This window comes from Streptomyces sp. NPDC001502 (assembly GCF_042894785.1).
Lineage (GTDB): Bacteria > Actinomycetota > Actinomycetes > Streptomycetales > Streptomycetaceae > Streptomyces > Streptomyces kutzneri.
This window is the reverse complement of the sequence record NZ_JBIAVW010000007.1, coordinates 86,443-102,530: the sequence shown is the minus strand read 5'-3', so window position 1 is coordinate 102,530 and position 16,088 is coordinate 86,443. Positions and strand designations below refer to the sequence as shown.

General features: G+C 73.3%; 13 protein-coding genes. 3 read left to right on the top strand and 10 right to left on the bottom strand.

The annotated features are described in order from the left end of the window. Positions 1 to 161: 161 nt before the first annotated feature. The 3 genes from ACFY0D_RS14050 to ACFY0D_RS14040 all read right to left on the bottom strand — a co-directional run bounded on the left by ACFY0D_RS14050 (position 162) and on the right by ACFY0D_RS14040 (position 4,494). Positions 162 to 908, bottom strand: coding sequence for an NUDIX domain-containing protein (locus ACFY0D_RS14050; RefSeq protein ID WP_390798584.1), 747 nt, complete (start codon positions 906 to 908; stop codon positions 162 to 164). Positions 909 to 1,027: 119 nt separating this feature from the next. After that, the gene (locus ACFY0D_RS14045) at positions 1,028 to 3,016 is read right to left on the bottom strand and encodes a glycogen debranching N-terminal domain-containing protein (protein ID WP_390798583.1); all 1,989 of its coding nucleotides are present in this window, start codon (positions 3,014 to 3,016) and stop codon (positions 1,028 to 1,030) included. A 212-nt stretch (positions 3,017 to 3,228) separates the two neighbouring features. Continuing rightward, positions 3,229 to 4,494: a DUF4192 domain-containing protein gene (locus ACFY0D_RS14040; RefSeq protein WP_390798582.1), complete on the bottom strand. Its 1,266-nt coding sequence runs from the start codon at positions 4,492 to 4,494 to the stop codon at positions 3,229 to 3,231. Between the two features lie 120 nt (positions 4,495 to 4,614). On the opposite strand from ACFY0D_RS14040, the gene ACFY0D_RS14035 reads away from it, so the two are divergent. Together ACFY0D_RS14035 and ACFY0D_RS14030 are read left to right on the top strand one after the other, a co-directional pair. Beyond that, on the top strand, positions 4,615 to 6,774 hold the full coding sequence (locus ACFY0D_RS14035) for a RecQ family ATP-dependent DNA helicase (RefSeq protein WP_390798581.1): 2,160 nt from the start codon (positions 4,615 to 4,617) through the stop codon (positions 6,772 to 6,774). Positions 6,775 to 6,988: 214 nt separating this feature from the next. Next, on the top strand, positions 6,989 to 7,618 hold the full coding sequence (locus tag ACFY0D_RS14030) for a hypothetical protein (protein ID WP_390798580.1): 630 nt from the start codon (positions 6,989 to 6,991) through the stop codon (positions 7,616 to 7,618). A gap of 268 nt (positions 7,619 to 7,886) precedes the next feature. On the opposite strand, the gene ACFY0D_RS14025 is transcribed toward ACFY0D_RS14030, so the two are convergent. From ACFY0D_RS14025 to ACFY0D_RS14015, 3 genes are all read right to left on the bottom strand, one after another. Beyond that, complete coding sequence (locus ACFY0D_RS14025; protein WP_390798579.1) at positions 7,887 to 8,531, bottom strand: hypothetical protein; 645 nt, start codon at positions 8,529 to 8,531, stop codon at positions 7,887 to 7,889. Between the two features lie 59 nt (positions 8,532 to 8,590). Continuing rightward, positions 8,591 to 9,301 (bottom strand): ribonuclease HII, encoded by a 711-nt coding sequence (locus ACFY0D_RS14020; protein WP_390798578.1) that lies wholly within the window; start codon positions 9,299 to 9,301, stop codon positions 8,591 to 8,593. A gap of 115 nt (positions 9,302 to 9,416) precedes the next feature. Beyond that, a complete protein-coding gene (locus tag ACFY0D_RS14015) occupies positions 9,417 to 10,019 on the bottom strand; it encodes a TetR/AcrR family transcriptional regulator (protein ID WP_390798577.1) in 603 nt (200 codons plus the stop codon). A gap of 140 nt (positions 10,020 to 10,159) precedes the next feature. Here ACFY0D_RS14015 and ACFY0D_RS14010 point away from each other — a divergent pair, with 140 nt between their 5' ends. Further along, entirely contained in the window at positions 10,160 to 11,713 is a 1,554-nt protein-coding gene (locus tag ACFY0D_RS14010; protein ID WP_390798576.1) for an MFS transporter, read from the top strand. 86 nt (positions 11,714 to 11,799) lie between these two features. Here ACFY0D_RS14010 and ACFY0D_RS14005 read toward each other — a convergent pair whose 3' ends face one another. From ACFY0D_RS14005 to ACFY0D_RS13990, 4 genes are all read right to left on the bottom strand, one after another. Beyond that, positions 11,800 to 13,527 (bottom strand): DUF4153 domain-containing protein, encoded by a 1,728-nt coding sequence (locus ACFY0D_RS14005; RefSeq protein WP_390798575.1) that lies wholly within the window; start codon positions 13,525 to 13,527, stop codon positions 11,800 to 11,802. 270 nt (positions 13,528 to 13,797) lie between these two features. Beyond that, positions 13,798 to 14,715 carry an ADP-ribosylglycohydrolase family protein gene (locus ACFY0D_RS14000; RefSeq protein WP_301365938.1) on the bottom strand — a complete coding sequence of 306 codons (918 nt, stop codon included), beginning with the start codon at positions 14,713 to 14,715 and terminating at the stop codon, positions 13,798 to 13,800. An 11-nt stretch (positions 14,716 to 14,726) separates the two neighbouring features. After that, positions 14,727 to 15,386, bottom strand: a complete 660-nt coding sequence (locus tag ACFY0D_RS13995; protein WP_390798574.1) for a histidine phosphatase family protein — start codon at positions 15,384 to 15,386, stop codon at positions 14,727 to 14,729. A 74-nt stretch (positions 15,387 to 15,460) separates the two neighbouring features. Next, entirely contained in the window at positions 15,461 to 16,066 is a 606-nt protein-coding gene (locus ACFY0D_RS13990; RefSeq protein ID WP_030008846.1) for a YdbC family protein, read from the bottom strand. Between the last annotated feature and the right edge of the window lie 22 nt (positions 16,067 to 16,088).

Below are 16,088 nucleotides of genomic sequence, written 5' to 3'. Positions count from 1 at the left end.
GCAAGATAACGCGATATGTCCGATATTCAACGCAACCGGTCCGATGGAATGCCGATACTGCCGCCGGGCCTCGCACGGACGGCGGTGCCGGACCGGGTGCCGGACCTGGGATCGGGCACGGTGGTCCCGCCGCTTCCGACGGCGCCTCGTACGCCGCGGTGTCAGACTTCCGGACGCAGCATCGGCGGGTTGAGGAGGGTGGCCCCGCCCGCCCGGAACAACTGGGCCGGACGCCCGCCCTGACGTGTCGTCGTGCCTCCGGCCGGCACCAGGAATCCGGGAGTACCGGTGACCTTGCGGTGGAAGTTGCGCGGGTCGAGGGACACACCCCAGACCGCCTCGTAGACCCGGCGCAGCTCGCCGACGGTGAACTCCGGCGGGCAGAAGGCGGTGGCCAGCGAGGAGTACTCGATCTTCGAGCGGGCCCGCTCCACACCGTCGGCGAGGATCCGGGCGTGATCGAAGGCCAGCCCCGTCGAGGCCTCGTCGGTGTCGGCCAGCACCTCGTCGACCGGGGCCCAGCGCGCGCTGTTGGCATCGCCCCCGGCCCGGGGCGCAGGCAGGTCCGGAGCCAGCACCAGGTGCGCCACGCTGACGACGCGCATCCGCGGATCCCGCTTCGGATCACCGTAGGTGGCCAGCTGTTCGAGGTGCGCCCCGTTGCCCGCGCCGGGCAGGGCGGGGTCGTGCGCGCACAGGCCGGTCTCCTCGGAGAGCTCCCTGGCGGCGGCCCCCGCCAGGTCCTCGTCCCCGCGGACGAATCCTCCGGGCAGCGCCCAGCGCCCCTGGAACGGCTGCTCACCTCTCCGGACGACCAGCGCGCAGAGCGCGTGGCGCCGCACGGTGAGCACGACCAGGTCGACGGTGACGGCGAAGGGCGGATAGGCCGACGGGTCGTAGGGCGACATGCCGCGATCATAGTCGTCTGCCTGACGATAAACAGCGCTTTGGTGACCTTGAAGACAGTGCCCCGGAGGCGGGGCCTTCGATCGAGCGGACCGGTCCGGCCTGAGCGGGGCGAGCGTGCTCAGCCACCCAACTGGAGCGCATCGGCCGCCTCCTCCACCATGCCGAGGCCGAGCCGGCTGATCCGGACGGCGAAGGGCTCCCCCGCCACCCTCAGACCCGAGAGTCTGAGCCCGCCCAGGGGTGCTCCGGGGAGGGGCGCGAGGGCGACCGTGCCGGCGGGGGCGTCGGGGCGGATTCCGGCGAGGGCGGTCAGCGCGTGGATCCCGGCCGCCGCGGCCACGGCGGCAGGTCGGCAGGCCGCCGGGTGCGGCACGGGGGCGCTGCCCGCGGTGCGCTGCTCGGCCGCGAACATCTCCGGTAGCCGGTACCCGAAGGCCTCCGCCGCGTCCAGCAGGCCTCCGAGCAGGCCCGCGGCCTCCTTCTCGAAGCCGGCCTGGGCCAGGCCGGCCACGGCCACCGCGCTCTCGTACGCCCGTACGGCGCCCGAGCGGTGGCCGAACGGATTGTGCCCCGGCTCCTTGGCGGCCATGCTCCGCAGCCCCCATCCGGAATCCATGGCGGGGGCTCCGAGCAGCCGGGCCAGCTGCTCGGCTCGGGTGCGGTCCAGGAGTCCCGGGGCAAGCCGGCCGCCGCTGAGCAGTCCGGTGTCGAGCAGGTGGGCGGCGGCCCCCGTCAGCCGTGGCAGCGGTCTCCCGTCGGGGTGGAGGGCCGACGCGGGCCGGCCGCCGTCCGGGCCGTCGATCCAGAACCCGGCCCGGAACCGCTCCCGCAGCCCGGCCGCCCGCTCCCGCCACTCCTCGGCTCCGGGCCGTCCGCACGCGGCGAGGAGATCGGCGCCGAGCACGGCGGCCCGATGGGCGTGGGCCTGGGTCTCGCAGCGCCGCGGACCCGGGTCGGGATCGGCCAGGAAGCCGTCCTCCCCCCACGCGCCACGCAGCCAGTGCAGGCACCGCTCGGCGGCCGGGAGCAGCCGGGCCACCTCCTCTTCGGGCATGCCCCAGAGCCGGGCCTCGGCCAGCACCGCGGGGAAGGCCAGGGTCGCCTCGGTACCGGTGCACCCCGGCGGAAGCTGCGCGCCCGCTCCGCGCAGGGGGCCCGGGATCTTCCCGAGGTCGGGCCCCCGCTCCTCGGTCTGGGTCCGGGCCAGGATGCGCAGGGTGGCCGCGGCGAGACCGGTCCCGAGCGGCAGCGCCATCCGGGCGGCCCAGAGCGATTCCGCCGGGGCAAGGCCGAGCCGCCAGGGCGCTCCCGCCGCGGCGAAGGCGTCGCCCGGCTGCTCGGGGTCCCTCAGGAGCAGCGCGCCCAGGTCCTCGACGCTGGTCCGGAACCATGCCTTGGCCCTCGGATCGTCCCCTTCGGCCCGGGCGTCGGCCAGCGGGTTCGCCACCTGCCCGGCGGGGGCCCGCCCCACCCGTTGCTGCGTGGTCCGCAGCTCGATGGTGCGGGATTCGCCGGGAGCCAGTTCGAGCTGCCAGCGCAGCAGCCCCGCCGAAGCCAGCGCGTCGTCCGGCGGCGGGTCGGCGGCGGTCACGGCCTGCGCCTCGCCGGTGCTCCAGCGCAGCCCGGCGGCGTGTACCCCGGCGGGCAGCTCGGGCCCGGCCCGGCCCGCGGCCACGGCGGCCAGCTCCGCCAGGTCGGTGCCGAGCAGCACCTCCACGGGCAGGCGTACCGGCCGGGCCGTGAAACTGCGCAGGGTGATCCGCTCGGTGCCGTCCGCGTGCCGGACCCTTTCCACGCCGATGTCGGGGTCGGGGCCGGGCTCGGCGCCGGTGCGCACGGTCGCGGTGAAGACGGCCCGGTCTGCAGCGAGGCTGCGTCCCTGCACGGCGACCGGGTCCCGGCCGCCGACACGCAGCACGCAGCGGGAGAGGAGGCGGCGCCCGGACCGGTAGATCCCGTCGATCCCCCGCCCGGTCAGCTGGCCGTGCTCCGGGGAGATGACCAGACAGGGCGCGGCGACGCAGATGACGGCGCCGTGCACGGGCGGCAGTTCGGACCTGCGGGCGGCGGGCACGCCGGGTGGGCGGGGAGGTGCGGGGTGAGACATGTGTCGCCTTGTCTGCGCTCCGGTCGGTTCAGCTGGGCGGCGGCGCGGCCGGGCCCCCACCACCCCCCAGCTGAACGCCCCCACCCCCGCCCGGGTCACGGGCCCGGGCGCCGTCCGGGCGTGCCCGGGGTGAAGCCCGCGCCGCCGGGGCAGGCCCAGGGCGTACCGGAGCGGTCGCACCGGACCGCCGGACGACGTGAACCGGCGCGCGCTCACTGTTCGCTCCCCGCGGTACGGCGGGACCCGCGGCGGGAGGCCGTGCGGCCCCGTCGGCCGGGAGGACGGGTGCCGGCCGAGGAGCGCCCTCGCCGGGGCTCCCGGCGCCGCCGCTCCTCCCGCAGGCACTGCCGCAGCCCCTCGGGGTCGATCCCTTCGTTGCATGCGTGGTGGAGCAGCTGGGCGAAGCGGTACTCGGCGTCCGCCCGCAGCGCCAGGCCGAAGGCGATCCGGGCGGTCGGCTCGTCCCCCGTGGACCACGAGACCCAGCCGGCGAGGGTGAGCGGGGCCGCGGCGTGCTCGCCGTAGGCCCCGACGCAGCGCCGGGCCAGGGCCCGCCACAGCCGCAGGGCCGGGGCCGCGTCCTCGTCCTCCATCCATTCCGCCGCGATGTCCCGGATCTCGCGGTCCTGGAGGCCCAGGATCAGTGAGGCGGCCTCGTCGTGGCCGAGCAGCGCGTCGTCCCAGTCGTCGGCGTGGGCGGCGCCCTCGACGGGCGGGGCCAGCGTCAGGCGCCGCATCAAGGTCCGCGCCAGGGCGATGGTCTCGGCGCCGACCTCCTCGCGGGTGGCCCCGTCGAGGATCCTGGGCATCAGGGCGGCGGCGGCCCGGTCGAGGGCCTGTTCCGCCTCTTCGGCCACGGCCCCGCGCAGCGGTGCCATCCGGCCCTCGATCTCCTTGAGGGAGCCCCTGACCTGCAGTCCGGCGAAAGTGGCCGTCGCCGCCAGCACCGAGGTGCCGACGGCGGCCAGCCGGCTGCCCTCGGCCGGGCAGCACCGCTCGTCGGGGCATACGTAGGACCAGAACCGTCCTGCGGACAGGCACAGGGCTTCCAGTACGGGCACGTCCAGCGCACCGCAGGCCAGCCGGATCCCCTGGGCGAGCGGCCGCAGGCGGGCCATCACCCGCCGGCCGCTCTCCTCCCCGCTCGGCTCCTGGCAGAGGTAGACGACGATGCCGTCGGGCTTGCCGCCGCGCCGTTCGCTGCCCCTGATCAGGCACTCGGCGACCTGTCGGGCGGTGTCCTCCCATTCCGCGGGCGAGCTGGGGATACCGACGCGGAGCCGGCCGCCGAAGCGCCCGCCCTCGCCGTGCACGGCGACCATGACGAGGGAGTCGGTCGGGTGGAAGCCGAGCATGTAGGGCAGTGCGTCGGCCAGTTCTGCCGGGCTGCGCAGGGTGATCTGGGGTCCGGTGGCGGCTTCGGCCGGGCTGATGGAGGGCCGGTCGGACGGGGTGCGTGATTCGTGGTTGTTCGTCATGCCACGAAGGTCCCGCGCATGATCCGATCCCGAAAGCCCTGTGGATAACTCCCGCCGCCGCCGTCCACAGGCCCGGAGCGGCATTGGCGCGATGTCGGAGGCATCAGGTTGCATGGGGGCATGAACGCAGACCTGAGGTCCTCGGCCGACTCCGTACTAGCCCGTCTCGTGGGCGACCCCACGGGCGCCGCCAGGCTGCGCGAGGACCAGTGGCGGGCGATCGAGGCGCTGGTCGCGCACAAGCGGCGGGCGCTGGTGGTACAGCGCACCGGCTGGGGCAAGTCCGCGGTGTACTTCGTCGCCACCTCGCTGCTGCGGGCGAACGGCGCCGGCCCCACCGTGATCGTCTCCCCGCTCCTCGCGCTGATGCGCAATCAGGTAGAGGCCGCAGCACGGGCGGGGATTCGCGCCCGCACCATCAACTCCGCCAACCCCGAGGAGTGGGAGGGCATCCAGGCCGAGGTGGCGGCCGGTGAGGTCGATGTCCTGCTGGTGAGTCCGGAGCGGCTCAACAACCCTGATTTCCGCGACCAGGTCCTCCCCAAGCTCTCCGCCGCCACCGGGCTGCTCGTGGTCGACGAGGCGCACTGCATCTCCGACTGGGGTCACGACTTCCGCCCCGACTACCGCCGGCTGCGCACCATGCTGGCCGACCTGCCGCCGGGTGTCCCGGTGCTGGCCACGACCGCCACGGCCAATGCCCGCGTGACCGCCGACGTCGCCGAACAGCTCGGCACCGGGGCCGGTACGGACGCTCTGGTGCTGCGCGGCCCTCTGGACCGCGAGAGCCTGAGCCTGGCGGTGCTGACGCTGCCCGACGCGGCGCACCGGCTGGCCTGGCTCGCCGACCACCTCGGGGACCTGCCCGGCTCCGGAATCATCTACACGCTGACCGTGGCGGCCGCCGAGGAGGTCACCGCCTACTTGCGCCACCGGGGGCACACCGTGGCCTCGTACACCGGCAAGACGGAGAACGCCGACCGCCAGCAGGCCGAGGACGACCTCCAGGCGAACCGGGTCAAGGCGCTCGTGGCCACCTCCGCCCTCGGGATGGGCTTCGACAAGCCCGACCTGGGCTTCGTGGTGCACCTCGGCTCGCCCTCCTCCCCCATCGCCTACTACCAGCAGGTCGGCCGCGCGGGCCGTGGCGTGGAGCACGCGGAGGTCCTGCTGCTCCCCGGCCGGGAGGACGAGGCGATCTGGCAGTACTTCGCCTCGGTGGCCTTCCCGCCGGAGGAGCAGGTGCGCCGCACGCTCGACGTCCTGGCCCAGGCCGGCCGGCCGCTGTCGCTGCCCGCGATGGAGCCGCTGGTCGATCTGCGCCGCACCCGGCTGGAGACCATGCTCAAGGTGCTCGACGTCGACGGCGCCGTGCACCGCGTCAAGGGCGGCTGGACCTCGACGGGCGAGCCCTGGGCCTACGACGCCGAGCGCTACGCGTGGGTCGCCCGCCAGCGGGCCACGGAACAGCAGGCCATGCGCGACTACGCCGCGGCCACCGGATGCCGGATGGAATTCCTGCGCCGCCAGCTCGATGACGAGGAGGCGGCGCCCTGCGGCCGCTGTGACAACTGCGCCGGGGCCCGGTTCACCGCGGAGGTCTCCACCACGGCACTGGACACCGCGCGCGGTGAACTCGGCCGCCCGGGCGTCGAGCTGGAGCCCCGCAAGATGTGGCCGACCGGGCTCGCGGCGGTCGGCGTCGACCTCAAGGGCCGCATCCCCGCCGGGGAGCAGGCCTCGACGGGCCGGGCGCTGGGCCGGCTGTCCGACATCGGATGGGGCAACCGGCTGCGTCCGATGCTGGCCCCGCAAGCTCCGGACCAGCCGGTTCCCGACGATGTCGCGCAGGCCGTGGTCGCGGTGCTCGCGGATTGGGCCCGGGGCCCCGGCGGCTGGGCCTCGGGGGCGCCTGACGCACCGGCCCGGCCGGTGGGCGTGGTCGCCCTGCCCTCGCGCAGCCACCCCCAGCTGATCGGTTCGCTGGCCGCGCGGATCGCGGAGATCGGAAGGATGCCGCTGCTCGGTGCGCTCGCCTACACGGACCAGGCCCCGGAATTCGGCTCGGTGTCCTCGAACAGCGCACAGCGGGTACGGGGGCTCCACCAAGCCCTCGCTGTGCCCCCGGCGCTGGCCGATGCGCTGACGCAGTCCGCGGGCCCGGTGCTGCTCGTCGACGACCGTACGGAGAGCGGGTGGACCGTCGCGGTCGCCGCCCGGCTGCTGCGACGGGCAGGCGCGAAAGAGGTGTTCCCGCTGGTGCTGGCGCTTCAGGGCTAGCCGAATGCGTCATCTTCGGCGTGGCGGGGCAAGGATATGAACGGCATACCGGCGAATTCCGGTCGGCGGCGTCAATTGCTCGTTGCCGCACGCTCAGAAGCCACGCGAGAATTGGGGTGCTCCCGCTCGGCTCCTCGGCACCCTCCTGGGCCGCGCTGCGGCGCGCCCTGACTCCACCGTGCCCGTTCGCGGGCGTGTACCCGAAGGGAGGACCGTGACCTTCGGATTCGTGCCGCCCCCGACCACGTCCCTGGCGACAGCCACCGGCGGCACAAGCCGGCACGGCAGACTGCTGGAACCCGCGGAATGGACAGCGGCGGGCATTCCGCTGCTCCGCAATCCGCGCGAAGTCGTCAGCGGACTGCACTCCCGGCACAGCCCCGTGCCCTCGACCGCGGTCATCGCCGTCCTCGGCCCGGAGGAGCAGCTCGTGGCGAGCGCCTCCTTCGTGCAGCGGTCGGCCTCGGCCGACGGCTGGGAGTACCGCAACGCCCTGCTGTCCCGGCTGCGCCGGGTCCTCCCGCACGACCTGCGCAGACGGACCCCGGTACGGACGGCGGTGCTCCTCTACTGCCGCGAGGGCGACGAGCGGTGGACCGAGGAGGACGGGGCGTGGATGTGGGGGCTGCGGGACGCCTGCACCCTGCACGGCCTGCGCTGCGGCGCGTACATCACGCTGACCCACGGGGGCTGGCAGGTGCTGGGCGAGGGCCGTGGCGGTCGGCGCCCGAGCTCCGACTCGCGGCCGCAGCGCCTGGGCGACACCGTGGCCGAGTTCTCTCCGCTGGCCCTGCACACCGGGGGCGGCGCGGTCGAGGCCCTGCGGCGGACCGCCGCGCGCTGACCCCCGTAGAGCCCCCGGGTGCAACCCCACGGGTACGGCCCGCGCCCGTGCCGCTGTCACCGCGGGGCCGCCACCCGTGCGGCTGCCACTCGTACAACGGCACGGCACGGCACGCTCGCCTTGCGTGCGGGCATGCCTCACGGCCGTACACCCGGGAACGGGCGTACGGCGGATCAGGCCTCAGGCTCCGACCCGGGCCCCGGTGCGGGCTTCAGCGGGGCCGGCCCATGGCCCGCCCCGCCCCTCGCCCGTGCCGGGGTACAGGGCGTCAGACGCCCGCACCCAGCACGGAGTTGATCTGCTGCGGGTCGCCGCACACGATCAGCAGCGCACCCGCCCGGGTGAGCGCGACCGGCAGGGCCCCCACGATGGTGTCGACCGCTCCGCCGTTGGCCGCGAAGACCACGACGGGACGGTCGGCGGCGCGCTGGACCTGCGCCGCGTCCGCGTAGAAGACGTCGTCCCCGGCGTCGTGCAGGGCCCAGTACGCGGCCTCGCCGAAGGACAGCTCGTGCGCGGCCCACGGGTGCGGGTCGCCACTGGTGAGCACCAGGATGTCGCCGGGCGCGCGCCCGGTGTCGAGCAGCAGGTCGACGGCCTCTTCGGCCGCGTCCAGCGCGCCCTCGGCGGAGGCCGGGATCAGCTGGATCTGCGGCACCGCCGCGGAGACGGACGGTGCGGTGGGGGCAGCGGCAGGGGCTGCGGGAACGGGTCCGGAGGTGGCCTGCGGCGCACGCTGCGCGGGCGGTGCGGGCCTGGCGGGACCGGGGCGGCCGGGCCGCGGTACGGCGGCGGGACGCGGACCAGGTACAGGGCGGGGGGTCTGCGCGGTGCGGCTCGCGGCCGGCGTGACGCGGGGACCCTGGGCACTCTCGTGAATCTGAGGCTCCTCGATGGCGGGGGTGAGAGGCATGAGTTGATATCTATCAAACACCGGTACGAAACGTACCGGTCGGTGGCACACGCGTGCGATCAGAAATCGAAGCCGAGTTGGCCTCCGTTTTCCAGCTCCATCGACTCCTCGCTGCGGCGCACCTTCTTGAGATGGCGCCACCGGGGCAGCGCGTCGAGGTACGACCACGAGAGCCGGTGGTAGGGGGTGGGCCCCAGCTCCTCCAGCGCCGCCCGATGCACGGGCGAGGGGTATCCGGCGTTCGCGGCGAAGGCGAAGTCCTCGATTCCACCGCCCCGTTCACCGAGTTCGGCCATCATGCGGTCACGGCGGACCTTGGCGATGACCGAGGCCGCGGAGACGGCGATACAGGACTGGTCGCCCTTGATCACCGTACGGACCCGCCAGGGCGGGCCGAGATAGTCGTGCTTACCGTCGAGTATCACCGCGTCGGGGCGCACCGGCAGCGCCTCCAGCGCGCGCTCCGCCGCCAGTCGGAGGGCGGCAGTCATCCCCAGCTCGTCGATCTCCTCGGGCGAGGAGTGCCCGAGCGCGTACGCGGTGACCCAGCCCTCCAGGACATCGAGCAGGGCGTCGCGTCGCTTGGGGGTGAGCAGTTTGGAGTCGGTGAGCCCGGCGGGCGGCCGGCGCAGGCCGGTGATCGCCGCACACACGGTGACGGGTCCGGCCCAGGCCCCTCGTCCGACTTCGTCGACCCCGGCGATGACCTTGGCGCCGGTGGTTGCACGGAGGGAGCGTTCGACGGTGTGGGTGGGTGCTTCGTACGGCATGGCGCCAGCAAGGTTACGCCGCCCCGAGCCGACTGCACACCCCCGCCCCGGTCCGACCCGCCCGAGATCGGACGTGAACCCCGCTCCGCGCGCCCCGAGCCGCCCCCGCCGCGTCTCACACCCTGAGCAGCGGCACCATCACCTCGTCGATCAGCGCCGCGATATCCGCGTCCGCCCATTCACTTCCGCACACCTTGGCGCGGTACATCAGCATCGCCGGAATGACATCCACGACAAACGGACCAGTCGCGTCCGACCGCACGTCGCCCCGCACGATTCCACGCTCCACAAGCTCCCTGATCAGACGCTGGGCCGGCTCGTGCAGACCGGACCAGATGACTCCGCGAAACCGATCGGCATGCATGTGATCGCATTCGTGAAGCACTGACCGCAGAGCCTGTCCGGCGCGCGAGTGCATCACATCCCGCGTGCCCACACACAGCAGGTAGAGGTCCTCGCGGATCGAACCACAGTCGGGAATGTCACCGATCCGCGGCAGACCGCTGCGCAGCGCATCGGCCACCAGGTCCGCCTTCGACGGCCAGCGGCGGTAGAGCGCGGCCTTGCCCGTCTGCGCGCCGGACGCGACACCCTCCATGGTGAGCGCGTTCCAACCGACCGTGCTCAGCTGCTCCAACGCGGCGTCGAGAATCGCCCGTTCGAGCTCCGGACCCCGCCTGCGCCCCGGCGACGCCGCTGACCAGCGCGAACCCACCATCTCCCCACCTCCGACCGGCTTGCGCGTTCGACGCACATATTTTCAGCCTTAGTGAACGCTTGCGTTCACTAAGGCGCGGCTCCTACCGTGGACCCGCAGTGAACGAATGCGTTCACTATTTCACTTTGGGGGGATCCTCAGTGACAAGCTCTCAACTCGCCACACCCCGGATACCGGGCGCGGCACGCCGGGAGGGGCGCCCCGGAGTGGCGCTCACCGTCATCGCCGCGTGCCAGCTCATGGTCGTCCTCGACGCGACGATCGTGAACATCGCGCTCCCGCACATCCAGAGCGCCCTCGACTTCACCACCACCGACCTCTCGTGGGTGCTCAGCGCCTACACCCTCACCTTCGGCGGCCTGCTGCTGCTCGGCGGCCGGGCGGGCGACATCCTGGGCCGACGCCGCGTGTTCCTGGCCGGAATCCTGCTCTTCACCCTGGCCTCCCTCCTCGGCGGTTTCGCCCAGGAGCCCTGGCAGCTGCTCGCGGCCCGCGCCCTGCAGGGGGTCGGCGGCGCGATCGCCTCGCCGACCTCGCTCGCCCTGATCACCACGACCTTCCCCGAAGGCCCCGAGCGGAACCGGGCGTTCGGGGTGTTCGCCGCCGTCTCCGCGGGAGGCGGCGCGATCGGCCTGCTGGCCGGCGGCATGCTGACCGAGTGGCTCGACTGGCGCTGGGTCCTCTTCGTCAACGTACCGATCGGCGTGCTGATCGCGGTCCTCACGCCGCTCTACATCACCGAGTCCGAGCGCCACCCCGGCCGCTTCGACATCGCCGGAGCCCTCACCTCCACCGGCGGCATGGCCTCCCTCGTGTACGGGTTCATCAGCGCCGCGGAGAAGGGCTGGCGCGACGCGATCACCCTCGGCTCGTTCGCCGCGGCCCTGGTCCTGCTCGGACTCTTCGTCGTCATCGAGTCGCAGGCCCGCGAGCCGATCATCCCGCTGCGCATGTTCGCCGACCGCAACCGCACCGGCACCTACGTGATCATGCTCGGCCTGGCCGCAGCGATGTTCGGCATGTTCTTCTTCATCGTCCAGTTCGTGCAGAACGTGCTGGGCTTCTCCCCGATCCAGTCCGGACTCGGCTTCCTGCCCGTGACGGTCGCCATCATCACCGCCGCCGGCCTCTCGCAGCGCTTCCTGCCCCGCTTCGGGCCCAAGCCCTTCATGGTCCTCGGGTCCGCGCTCACCGGAACCGGGCTGGCCTGGCTGACCTTCATCCGGACCGACAGCTCCTACGTCTCCGGAGTGCTCGGTCCGATGCTGCTGTTCGGCTTCGGCATGGGCCTCAACTTCGTGACCCTCACCCTCACCGCCGTCTCCGGCGTGGCGCCGAAGGAGGCGGGCGCGGCCTCCGGGCTGCTCAACGCCAGCCAGCAGGTCGGCGGCTCGCTCGGTCTGTCCATCCTGGTCACCGTCTTCGGGACAGCCAGTCGTGACGAGGCCACGAAGCAGGTCCCGTCCTTCATGACGCAGGCGGACCCCGAACAGATCGCCGCCTTCAAGGAGACCGGTTTCCTGCCCGACCCCTGGGGCGACCTGGTCCTCGCCCACGGCATCTCCACCGCGTTCTACGCCGCCGTCGCCATGGCGGGCCTGGCCCTGGCAACCGCCCTGCTGGTGATCCGGGTGCGCAAGAGCGACCTGGAGGCCCTGGCCGGAGCCGCCGCGGAGGCCGGTCCGGCCGCCTGAGCGAGATCTTCCGTACGGGGCCGGGGCCGGGCGCGGGGAACGATCCCCGCGCCTGGCCCCGTACGTGTCCTCCCCGGAACCTCCCCCTAGTACTCGACGCGGCTGCCGAAGGCACCCAGGCGCGAGCAGACCTCGTACGAGACGGTCACCGGACGCTCGCGCAGGATCTGCCGGGCCTGGTACTCGCCCAGGCTCATCGCGTACCAGGGGACGTCCCCGGCCTTGGCCATCTCGTCGTTGATCCCGCGCAGGGCGCAGGACCGCTGCGGCTCGGGCAGCCGGTCCAGGGCGGGAACGGCGTCCGCCGACAGGGACTGGAAGTAGGAGAGGTCGATCTTCGCATCCGCCTCGAAGCGGGCCACGTTGCGCTCGGCGACCATCCCGTCCGGGGAGAGCAGACCGAAGGCCAGGACGGCCGCGGCCGCGCTGGCCGCGAACGCGCGCGCCAGCCAGCGTCCGCCGAACAGCCCGGCCGCCATGATCAATACGATGACCAGCCCGAGCCACAGCTCCATCGCGGCCACCGACACACGCAGCCTGGTCAGCCCGTACGCCTCCACGTAGAGGTCCATCCGGCGCAGCGCGGCGGCGACGACGACCAGCGTCAGCGCGCACAGCACGCCGAGGACGACCCGGACGAACCGTCGGTCGCCCGCTCCGGAGCGCGGGGCCCAGCGCAGGGCGAGCGCGATCACGGCGAGGGTGAGCAGGGTGGCCCAGAGCAGCTGCCAGAAGCCCTGGCGGGCGTATTCGGCGTAGGTGAGGCCGGTGCTCCGCAGGACCTTGTCGTAGCCGCCGAAAAGGACGGCCAGCTGGACGGCGTTGAAGCCGGCGAAGAGCAGGTTGAGCAGGATGAGCGGAAGGGCCCATTCGACGCGGGAGCGCGGCTTGCCCGGGGCCACCTTGATCCGGTCCCAGCGCAGCGGGGCCGCGGCGGTGCGGGCCGCGGCAAGCGCGAGGACGGCGCCGAGGAGGAAGAGCATGAACCGGATGGGCCCGTCCTCGACCGACACATCGGGCAGCAGGTCGCCCAGCAGATCGGCGAAGGCCGCATCCGCGGAGGCGAACAGCGCGCCGAAGAGCACCAGCAGGACGACGGCCACTCCGGTCGCCTTGGCGACGGGGAGCCAGCGGTCCTTTCTGATCCCGCCACGTGAGCGCAGCCCGGTCAGCAGCCAGCCGATCCCGGACACGGCGGCGTCGAGGAAGCCGAGCGGGCTGAGCAGGACGCCCGGCCAGGTGCGGCTGCCGTGCAGGGCCAGCGCGCCGAGCAGGACGGCGGACAGGATCGCCAGTGTGGCCGGCCAGGCGGAGTCGCGCAGCGCCGGTACGGCGAGCAGGGCGAGACAGCCGATCACCCAGGCCACGGTCCAGGGTCGGGCGCTGCGGCGGGCCGCGCGGGCGGCGACGTACGCCGCGACGACGGCGGGCACCACCGCGAGCAGCAGGCCGGGGCCCATGCCGTCACCGAGCAGCAGCGCGGTGGCGAGACCGGAGGCGAGGACGGCGGCGAGGGTCGCGGTCCGGATGGGGGCGGCCTCGGCGGGGCGCACCAGGGTGGCCCAGGAGGGCGCGGCCGAGCGTTGCTGCACCTGCCACGGGTTCCCGGGCGCCGCGCCGGCCCACGCCCCCGGCTGAGGACCGGCCTGCGCCATCGGCCGAGGGCCGGCCTGCGCCCCCCGCGGTGGGCCGGCCGCACCGTTGTGTCTGCCGCCGACCGGATCCGGCCTTGCGGGCGAATCCCCGGCCGTGGCCTCTGCGTTGACCGCGTCCTCGGTCCGGGCTTCGTCCGCCCCGCCGGTGTTCTCTGACATCGGGTTCCCTCCCCTGTCGGCCGCCCCGGAGTTCAGGTCGGGGCGGCGATGCGGACAGGGTAGGCCGGTGCGATGCGGTTTTGAACAGGATCAAAAGAGTGCTGTGGCAGGACCGTGACAATCGGAGGGGGATATTTCACCGCGCGCCGGACGCGCCCGAGGCACCGGAGGCACCGAACGCTCCGCAGACGCCTGAGGCGGCTGATTCGCACCGACCCTGACCGACCCCACACCGACTCCCCGGCGTCCCGTCGGGTCGGTCCACGGGCGTCAACCCGCCGCGACCTCGGGCAGCCAGGCCGGCAGTGCCTCGGTACGCGCCAGCCATGCGGCCGGCAGCACGGCGTCACCGCGCGCGCCCAGCACCCCGCCGACGATCGCGCAGGTCGTGTCGACGTCCCCGCCCACCTGCGCGGTGGTCCAGAACGCCCGCTCGTAGTCGTCCAGCGCCCGCGCCGCCGACCACAGGGCGAACGGCACGGTGTCGTGCGCGCTCGTACGCCGCCCGCAGCCCAGGACCGCCGCGACCGTGGTGGCGTCGCCGTAGTCCAGCATGTCCCGCGCGCGCCGCAGCCCCGCGCCCACCGCGCTGCGGGGCACCAGTGCGATGACCCCGTCCAGCAGGTCGGAGGCCTTCGGCGGGCCGTCGGTGCCCGCGGCCAGTGCCGCCGCAGCTGCGACGGCCATCGCCCCGCACACGGCCTCACGGTGCTGGTGGGTGGTGTAGGCGGAGATCTCCGCCTGGTGGGTGGCCTGCTCAGGGTCGTCGGCGTACCAGGCACCGAGCGGCGCGATGCGCATCGCGGCGCCGTTGCCCCACGAGCCCTGCCCGTTGAACAGTTCGGCGGCCAGCGTGCGCCAGTCCTGCCCCTCCCGCACCAGACGCAGCATCCGGTTCACCGCAGGCCCGTAACCACGGTCGAAGTCGTGGTGGTGGGCGAAGGAACTCGCGAGCGCGTCCTGGTCGATCCGCCCGTGGTCGGCCAGCACGGCCACCACCGAGCAGGCCATCTCGGTGTCGTCGGTCCACTGCCACGCCTCGGCGCCGGTGGGCAGCTCGCGCCGCTTGAGCAGCGGGTAGTTCACGGGGACGAAGTACTGGGAGCCCAGGGCGTCCCCCAGCGCCAGCCCTCGGAGGCTGGCCATGGCGCGCGCGTAGCGCCGTTCGGGAGTGGAATCAGGCGTCATCGCGGGCCACTCTAGCCGTCCAGGTCATAAGGCTCGGGTGTGGTCCACCGCTCAAACGGGCGGTCCAACCGGTACCGGCCGTCCGGGCCGAGCAGGAGCACCCGGAATTCGCCGTTGCCCGGATTGGACAAGGCCTCGAATTCGGCCACGGACCAGTGGAACCAGCGCATGCAGAACAGCCGCATCGTCAGGCCGTGCGTCACCAGCAGCACGTTCTCGGGATGGTCGGGGGCCTCGAAACTGCGGTAGAGACTTTCCAGGAAGGACCCGACCCTGTCGTACACATCGGCCCCCGACTCGCCCTGCGCGAACCGGTAGAAGAAGTGGCCGTACGCGTCCCGGTACGCCTTCTGCAGCCGTACGTCGTTCTGGTCCTGCCAGTTCCCCCAGTCCTGCTCGCGCAGACGCGGCTCCTCGCGCATCCGCACCCGCGTCGGGTCCAGCCGGAGCTCCCGGAAGGTCTGCAGGGTGCGGCGGTACGGGGAGACGTACGCGCTGATCGTCTCGGTGCCGAAGAGCTCGCGCAGCCGGACGCCTGCCGCCGACGCCTGCTCGCGCCCGGCAGCGGTCAGCCGCAGGGCGTGGTCGGGCTCCCGCTCGTACACGGAGTCGTCGGCGTTCCCCTCCGATTCCCCATGTCGGACAAGGACGATGCGCCGTGGTCGAACCATTCCACGAGCCTATTCGGCGACCGGGCGGCCCGCCGACCGGGCACGCCGACGGGCCCCCTGCGATCGTCGTACGGTCATACCGTCCAGGAGGGTTCGAGGTCGACGACATCGCCGGTGAGGGCCTCGACATCGGCCTGGATCTGGGCGCGCAGGGAGAGCCGCTCGACCCGCTCCTGCCGGTACTTGCCGTGCTCGGCGGCGGCGTGCCACATCGAGAGCACCAGGAACTCCCGGCCCGGGGCCTCCCCGAAGAGGCCGCGGACCATACCGGGCGAGCCCGCCATCGCCGGATTCCACACCTTCTCCTGCATGAGGGCGAAGTGGTCGACCCGGCCCTCTCGTACCCGTGTGTGCGCGACCCGTACGACGTCGGCATCGGTGAAGCGCGGCTCGAAGCCGGTCTTCACGTCGAAGCGGTGGTCGAAGAGAGTGACCCGCAGATCGGTGTAGGTGCCGTTCTGGGAGGCGGCCAGCCGGTCGTGCGAGCGGGCCATGAAGGAGTCGTAGAAGGAGCGGCTCTCCCAGAACGCGAAGACATGCGCGACCCCCTGCCGGCCCCGGCTCCAGCCGCCGCCCTGCCCCCGGAATCCCGGCTCACCCGGCAGCCCCGCCCATTTTCGCTGCCCCCGCTCGAACCCGCGTCGGTCCGTCACCGTGCAGCGAATCCACTTGACCAGCACTGCGCCATCGTACGGGCCAGGC

Excerpts from the sequence above, each read along its gene's own strand:
- ACFY0D_RS14050 (WP_390798584.1), bottom strand. The coding sequence starts at position 908 with ATGTCGCCCTACGACCCGTCGGCCTATCCGCCCTTCGCCGTCACCGTC.
- ACFY0D_RS14045 (WP_390798583.1), bottom strand. The coding sequence starts at position 3,016 with ATGTCTCACCCCGCACCTCCCCGCCCACCCGGCGTGCCCGCCGCCCGC.
- ACFY0D_RS14040 (WP_390798582.1), bottom strand. The coding sequence starts at position 4,494 with ATGACGAACAACCACGAATCACGCACCCCGTCCGACCGGCCCTCCATC.
- ACFY0D_RS14035 (WP_390798581.1), top strand. The coding sequence starts at position 4,615 with ATGAACGCAGACCTGAGGTCCTCGGCCGACTCCGTACTAGCCCGTCTC.
- ACFY0D_RS14025 (WP_390798579.1), bottom strand. The coding sequence starts at position 8,531 with ATGCCTCTCACCCCCGCCATCGAGGAGCCTCAGATTCACGAGAGTGCC.
- ACFY0D_RS14020 (WP_390798578.1), bottom strand. The coding sequence starts at position 9,301 with ATGCCGTACGAAGCACCCACCCACACCGTCGAACGCTCCCTCCGTGCA.
- ACFY0D_RS14015 (WP_390798577.1), bottom strand. The coding sequence starts at position 10,019 with ATGGTGGGTTCGCGCTGGTCAGCGGCGTCGCCGGGGCGCAGGCGGGGT.
- ACFY0D_RS14005 (WP_390798575.1), bottom strand. The coding sequence starts at position 13,527 with ATGTCAGAGAACACCGGCGGGGCGGACGAAGCCCGGACCGAGGACGCG.
- ACFY0D_RS14000 (WP_301365938.1), bottom strand. The coding sequence starts at position 14,715 with ATGACGCCTGATTCCACTCCCGAACGGCGCTACGCGCGCGCCATGGCC.
- ACFY0D_RS13995 (WP_390798574.1), bottom strand. The coding sequence starts at position 15,386 with ATGGTTCGACCACGGCGCATCGTCCTTGTCCGACATGGGGAATCGGAG.